The sequence below is a fragment of the Streptomyces sp. NPDC047079 genome, from assembly GCF_040643755.1.
Taxonomy (GTDB): Bacteria; Actinomycetota; Actinomycetes; order Streptomycetales; family Streptomycetaceae; genus Streptomyces.
On the sequence record NZ_JBEYUZ010000019.1, the window covers coordinates 107555 to 113554 of the forward strand.

3 protein-coding genes and 1 pseudogene are annotated in these 6000 nt (G+C 70.3%); all 4 read left to right on the plus strand.

Features of this window, described 5'->3' with window-relative positions; genetic code table 11:
- Positions 1 to 107 precede the first annotated feature (107 nt).
- Positions 108 to 3398 carry a formate dehydrogenase gene (gene fdh, locus ABZ823_RS23440; RefSeq protein WP_361663618.1) on the plus strand — a complete coding sequence of 1097 codons (3291 nt, stop codon included), beginning with the start codon at positions 108 to 110 and terminating at the stop codon, positions 3396 to 3398.
- Positions 3395 to 4414 (plus strand): 4Fe-4S dicluster domain-containing protein, encoded by a 1020-nt coding sequence (locus tag ABZ823_RS23445; protein WP_361663621.1) that lies wholly within the window; start codon positions 3395 to 3397, stop codon positions 4412 to 4414. Before fdh ends, ABZ823_RS23445 begins: the two co-directional genes overlap by 4 nt.
- On the plus strand, positions 4411 to 5463 hold the full coding sequence (gene nrfD, locus ABZ823_RS23450; RefSeq protein ID WP_361663624.1) for an NrfD/PsrC family molybdoenzyme membrane anchor subunit: 1053 nt from the start codon (positions 4411 to 4413) through the stop codon (positions 5461 to 5463). Before ABZ823_RS23445 ends, nrfD begins: the two co-directional genes overlap by 4 nt.
- A gap of 53 nt (positions 5464 to 5516) precedes the next feature.
- Positions 5517 to 5750 (plus strand): annotated as a pseudogene (locus tag ABZ823_RS23455) (transposase); the annotation flags it as partial.
- Between the last annotated feature and the right edge of the window lie 250 nt (positions 5751 to 6000).

Sequence of the window (6000 nt, forward strand, 5' to 3'; positions counted from 1 at the left end):
CGGCGTACCGGCTGTGCGGCATCGGGTGCATTCAGTGTCGGCTTGCGCTCGGTCCCCGCACGAGTAGCGTCGATCAAGGCGTATGACACCCATGAAGGAGCGAGCGTATGGGCCTGGAACGGTGGATCGGTCAGTGGCCCGTATACCGGCAGCTCACCGGCCCCGACCGGCTTGGCCGGGGCAAGGCGGCCGAGTCCCCGCGCTCGGCAGCTCTCGGACCCCGCACCGACCGCGCGGACCGAGTCGCGGACTCCGTCTGCCCCTATTGCGCCGTGGGCTGCGCGCAGCGTGTCTACGTCAAGGACGACCGGGTCATCCAGATCGAGGGCAACCCGGACAGCCCGATCTCGCGCGGCCGGCTGTGCCCGAAGGGATCCGCCAGCAAGCAGCTCGTCACCGGCCCGCAGCGTGAGCAGAAGGTCCGCTACCGTCCGCCGTACGCCACCGAGTGGCAGGACCTCGATCTGGACACGGCCATGGACATGGTGGCCGACCGGGTGCTGGACGCCCGCCGCAGGGGTTGGCAGGACACCGACGACTCCGGGAACACACTCCGCCGCACCATGGGCATCGCCAGTCTCGGCGGCGCGACGCTGGACAATGAAGAGAACTATCTGATCAAAAAGCTGTTCACCGCTCTGGGCGCGCTCCAGATCGAGAACCAGGCGCGTATTTGACACTCCGCCACGGTTCCCGGTCTGGGAGCCTCGTTCGGACGCGGCGGCGCCACCGACTACCAGCAGGACCTGATCAACGCCGACTGCATCGTCATCATGGGCTCGAACATGGCCGAGGCCCATCCGGTCGGCTTCCAGTGGGTGATGGAGGCCAAGGCACGCGGCGCCAGGGTCATCCACATCGATCCGCGCTTCACCCGGACCAGCGCACTGGCCGACCAGCACGTCACGCTGCGGGTCGGCACCGACATCGCGTTCCTCGGGGGCGTCATCAACCACATCCTGTCCAACGACCTCCATTTCAAGGAGTACGTACAGGCGTACACCAACGCCCCGTTCCTGCTGAGCGATCGTTACCAGGACACCGAGGACCTGGACGGACTGTTCAGCGGCTACGACCCGCACACCGCCTCCTACGAACCCTCCAGCTGGATGTACGAGGGCATCGAGGCCGAGGAGCGCCCGGGGAAGCGTCACAAGGAGCAGGCCGCGGCCTACCAGCACGGTGCCGGCGGCCCGGTCGTCGAGGGAGGCGCCGGAGACATCGCCGCCGACCCCACGCTGCAGCACCCACGCTGCGTCTTCCAGGTGCTCAAGCGGCACTTCGCCCGCTACACCCCGGAGATGGTCGAGCGGATCTGCGGGGTGCCCCGGGAACGGTTCCTGGACGTGTGCCGGGCCTGGACGGAGAACTCCGGCCGGGAACGCACCGCCGCGCTGGTGTACAGCGTCGGCTGGACCCAGCACTCCGTCGGCGCCCAATACATCCGGACCGGTTCGATCATCCAGCTGTTGCTGGGCAACATCGGCCGCCCCGGCGGAGGCATCTACGCCCTGCGCGGGCACGCCAGCATCCAGGGCTCCACGGACATCCCGACCCTGTTCAACCTGCTGCCCGGCTACCTGCCGATGCCGGACACCACCCACGAGAACCTGACCGCCTACCTGGACGGCATTCGCCGCCCCGACCAGAAGGGGTTCTGGGGCAACGCCGACGCCTACATGATCTCCCTGCTCAAGGAGTACTGGGGTGAGGCGGCGACAGCGGAGAACGACTACTGCTTCGACTACCTGCCCCGCATCAACAGCGATCACGGCACCTACCGCACCGCCATGGACATGGTCGACGGGAAGGTCTTCGGCTACTTCCTGCTCGGTCAGAATCCCGCGGTCGGGTCCGCGCACGGCCGCCTCCAGCGCCTCGGCATGGCCAACCTCGACTGGCTCGTCGTCCGCGACCTGACCATGATCGAGAGCGCCACGTTCTGGAAGGACGCCCCCGAGGTCGAGACCGGGGAGATCGCCAGCGAGCGCTGCCGCACGGAGGTGTTCTTCTTCCCCGCCGCCTCGCACGTGGAGAAGGCCGGCACCTTCACCCAGACCCAGCGGATGCTGCAGTGGCGGGACAAGGCCGTCGAACCGAGCGGCGACCAGCGGTCGGAGCTGTGGTTCTTCTACCACCTCGGCAGGCGCGTCAAGGACAAGCTGGCCGGGTCGACCGACGACCGCGACCGGCCCGTGCTCGACCTTGCCTGGGACTACCGCACCGAGGGCGACGAACCGTCCGCGGCGGACGTGCTGCGCCATATCAACGGCATCGACCTGCGGACCGGCCGGACCGTCGGCGGCTACCCCGACCTCAAGGCCGACGGCAGCACGGCCTGCGGCTGCTGGATCTACAGCGGCGTGTACGCCGACGAGACCAACCAGGCCCGGCGCCGCAAATCCCGCTTCGAGCAGGGGCCCTACGATGCCGAGTGGGGCTGGACCTGGCCGCTGAACCGGCGGGTGCTCTACAACCGTGCCTCCGCCGATCCGCAGGGCAGGCCCTGGAGCGAGCGCAAGGCCCTCGTCTGGTGGGACGAGGACCGCGGGGAGTGGACTGGACACGACACCCCGGACTTCGAGAAGGACAAGCCGCCCCACTACCGGCCTCCCGAGGGCGCATCGGGGCCGCAGGCCCTGAGCGGCGAGGACGCGTTCATCATGATGTCCGACGGGAAGGCGTGGCTGTTCGCGCCCACCGGCCTGGCGGACGGCCCGCTGCCCACCCACTACGAGCCGCACGAGTCGCCCGTGCGCAACCTCCTGTACGGCCAGCAGGCCAACCCCACGAGGAAGGTCTACGGGCGCCGCGACAACCCCTCCAACCCGGCTCCCCCCGAGGCGCACGTGGAGGTGTTCCCCTTCGTGCTCACGGCGTCGCGGCTCACCGAGCACCACACCGCCGGGGGCATGAGCCGCCAACTGCCGTACCTGTCGGAGCTGCAGCCCGAGCTGTTCGTGGAGGTGTCGCCGGAGCTCGCGGCCGAACGCGGCCTGCGCCATCTGGACTGGGCCCACGTGATCACCAGCCGGACAGCGGTGGAGGCCCGCGTCTTCGTCACCGACCGGATGGCGCCGCTTCGTGTCGAGGACCGGACCGTCCACCAGGTCTGGATGCCCTACCACTGGGGCGGCGTCGGGCTCACCACCGGCGACGTCGTCAACGACCTGATCGGAGTGGTGGCCGACCCGAACGTGCTGATCCAGGAGAGCAAGGTCCTGACGTGCGACATCCGCCCCGGACGACGGCCCAGAGGGCCCGCCCTCCTCGCATACGTCCAGGACTACCGCCGCCGGGCCGGGATCACACCGCAAACCGGCACCCGCATCGTGACGACGGGCGGCGACCACAGGCCGACCCACACCGAGCCCCACCGGGGGGAGGATTCCCCATGACGGACGAGCACAGTCTGTACGGGCCCCTTGAGGACCCCGCCGCGGACGCCGGCCACCGCGACCACCCGCCCAGGGTCGGCTTCTTCACCGACACCTCCGTGTGCATCGGCTGCAAGGCGTGCGAAGTCGCCTGCAAGGAGTGGAACGACGTCCCGGAGGACGGCCTCGACCTGCTGGGCATGTCCTTCGACAACACCGGCATGCTCGGCGCGAGTTCCTGGCGGCACGTCGCCTTCATCGAGCAGGAACGCCCCCTGGGACGACAGGACCCCGGCCTGTCCGACCTGCCCACCGGGCCCTCGGCCGCCGAGCACACCGCCGAGGTCGTCGCGGACGCCCTGCGGGACGCGCCCCGGGGCGGTGGCGAACTGGGCACCGAGCCCGTCGACCTGGGCTTCCCCTCCTTCGACCTGCCCGGCGCCGGTACCGGCGCGGACACCCGTACCGACTTCCGCTGGCTGATGTCCTCCGACGTGTGCAAGCACTGCACCCACGCCGGATGCCTCGACGTCTGCCCCACCGGAGCGCTTTTCCGCACCGAGTTCGGCACCGTGGTGGTGCAGCCCGACATCTGCAACGGCTGCGGCTACTGCGTGTCCGGCTGTCCCTACGGGGTCATCGACCGGCGGCCCGACGACGGCCGGGCCTGGAAGTGCACCCTGTGCCACGACCGCCTGCGCGGGGGCCTCGAACCCGCCTGCGCCAAGGCCTGCCCGACCGACTCCATCCAGTTCGGGCCGCTCGACGAACTGCGGGAGCGGGCCGACCGGCGACTGGAACAGTTGCACGAGGCGGGCGTGAGCGAGGCACGGCTGTACGGGCGCGATCCCGAGGACGGAGTGGGCGGCGACGGCGCCTTCTTCCTGCTGCTCGACGAACCGGAGGCCTACGGACTGCCGCCGGACCCCGTCGTGCCCACGCGTGACCTGCCGTCCATGTGGAAGCACGCCGCGGTGGCGGCCTCCGCTCTGCTCGCGGCCACCGCCGCCGTCTTCGTCAGGGAGGGTCGCCGATGAACGACGACGACGGACCCCTGCGCGAGCCGCGCAGCGACGCGGGCGCCGCCGACCTGCATGCGCCCACGTTCGGCGCGGGCCGCGACCGGCACGACGACCAGGGCGTCGTAGCGGACTCGGAGTTCCGCTCCTACTACGGGCGGCCGGTACTGAAACCGCCGGTGTGGGAGTGGAAGGTGCCGGCCTACCTGTTCACCGGCGGCCTGTCGGCCGGTGCCGCCCTGCTCTCCGCCGGCGCCGACCTGACCGGCCGTCCGGCCCTCTGCCGCGCCGGACGCCTGGGCGGCTTCGGTGCCCTGCTGGCCAGCAGCTACCTGTTGATCGCAGACCTCGGTCGTCCCGAACGCTTCCACCACATGCTGCGGGTGGCCAAACCCAGTTCACCGATGTCCGTCGGTACATGGATCCTTGTCGCCTACGGACCCGGCAGCGGCCTGGCCGCCATGACCGAGCTGCTGCCGAGCTCCCTGCGCGCCATGCTGCCCGGCCGCCTGCCGGCTCGGGTCGGCCGGTTGGGAGGCCTGTCCTCGGCCGCGTTCGCGCCCGCTCTGGCGTCCTACACCGCGGTGCTGCTCTCCCAGACGGCTGTGCCGGCCTGGCACGAGGCACGCCGGGAATTGCCCTTCCTGTTCGCGGGGTCCGCGGCGGCGAGCGGCGCGGGGCTCGGGATGCTGCTGGCCCCCGTGCACGAGGCGGGCCCCGCCCGACAGCTCGCGGCCCTCGGGGCGAGTGCCGAACTCGTCGCCGCCCGGCTGATCGAACGCCGCCCGGGCCTGGAGACCAAGGCCTACTCCAGAGGCCGGGCCCATCGGCTGCGCCGGGCATCCGAATACCTCACCCTCGCCGGTGCCCTGGCCGCCGTCACCGTCGCCCGCCGCAGCCGCCCCGCCGCTGCCGCCGCCGGGCTCGCCCTGCTGGCCGGCAGCGCCCTTCAGCGGTTCGGCACCTTCGACGCGGGCGTCGCCTCGACCAAGGACCCGGCCTACGTCGTGGTTCCCCAACGCGCACGTCTGAACGCCCGTGGCGGGCAGCACCGGCATGGGAACTGACGAACGCCCAGGTCCACCGACTTATGGCACCCCACAGGGGGATCACGAAATGGGAGCTGGTCCTGACCGGCGCCGACCTGCTCGCCTGGACTCAAACACTGCTGCTGGAAGGCGAATTGGCCACCGCCGAACCGAAGAAACTCCGCTACCGGCTGCTGCACGCAGCTGCCCGCATCACCCGGGGCGGTCGCCGCCTTCACCCGCGCATCTCCGCAACCTGGCCCCGGCGAAACGAGCTGACCAGCGCATTCGTACGCCTCACGGCCCTACCCCGGCCAGCCACCTGAGCCATGACACCGCCCCTGCCCGCCCACAACCCGAGGACCCTGGAGCACCCGACCCGCGTGTCGGGCCCCGGCCATGCCCGTCGACGACGAGCAGCCGAAACCACCACTGCACACCCGCTCAGACCGGCTCAGCCACCTGAAGCGAAACAGGGAGGCTAGTGTCCTGAGTCTTTGATTCGGTTCAGATATCCGGTGAGGCGTTCGAAGATCTCGTCAGCGGTCTTCGTCCAGGTGAAGGGTCTTGGGTTGT

Bases quoted from the DNA above. Each gene is read 5' to 3' on its own strand.
- ABZ823_RS23445 (WP_361663621.1), top strand. From the start codon at position 3,395: ATGACGGACGAGCACAGTCTGTACGGGCCCCTTGAGGACCCCGCCGCG.
- nrfD (WP_361663624.1), top strand. From the start codon at position 4,411: ATGAACGACGACGACGGACCCCTGCGCGAGCCGCGCAGCGACGCGGGC.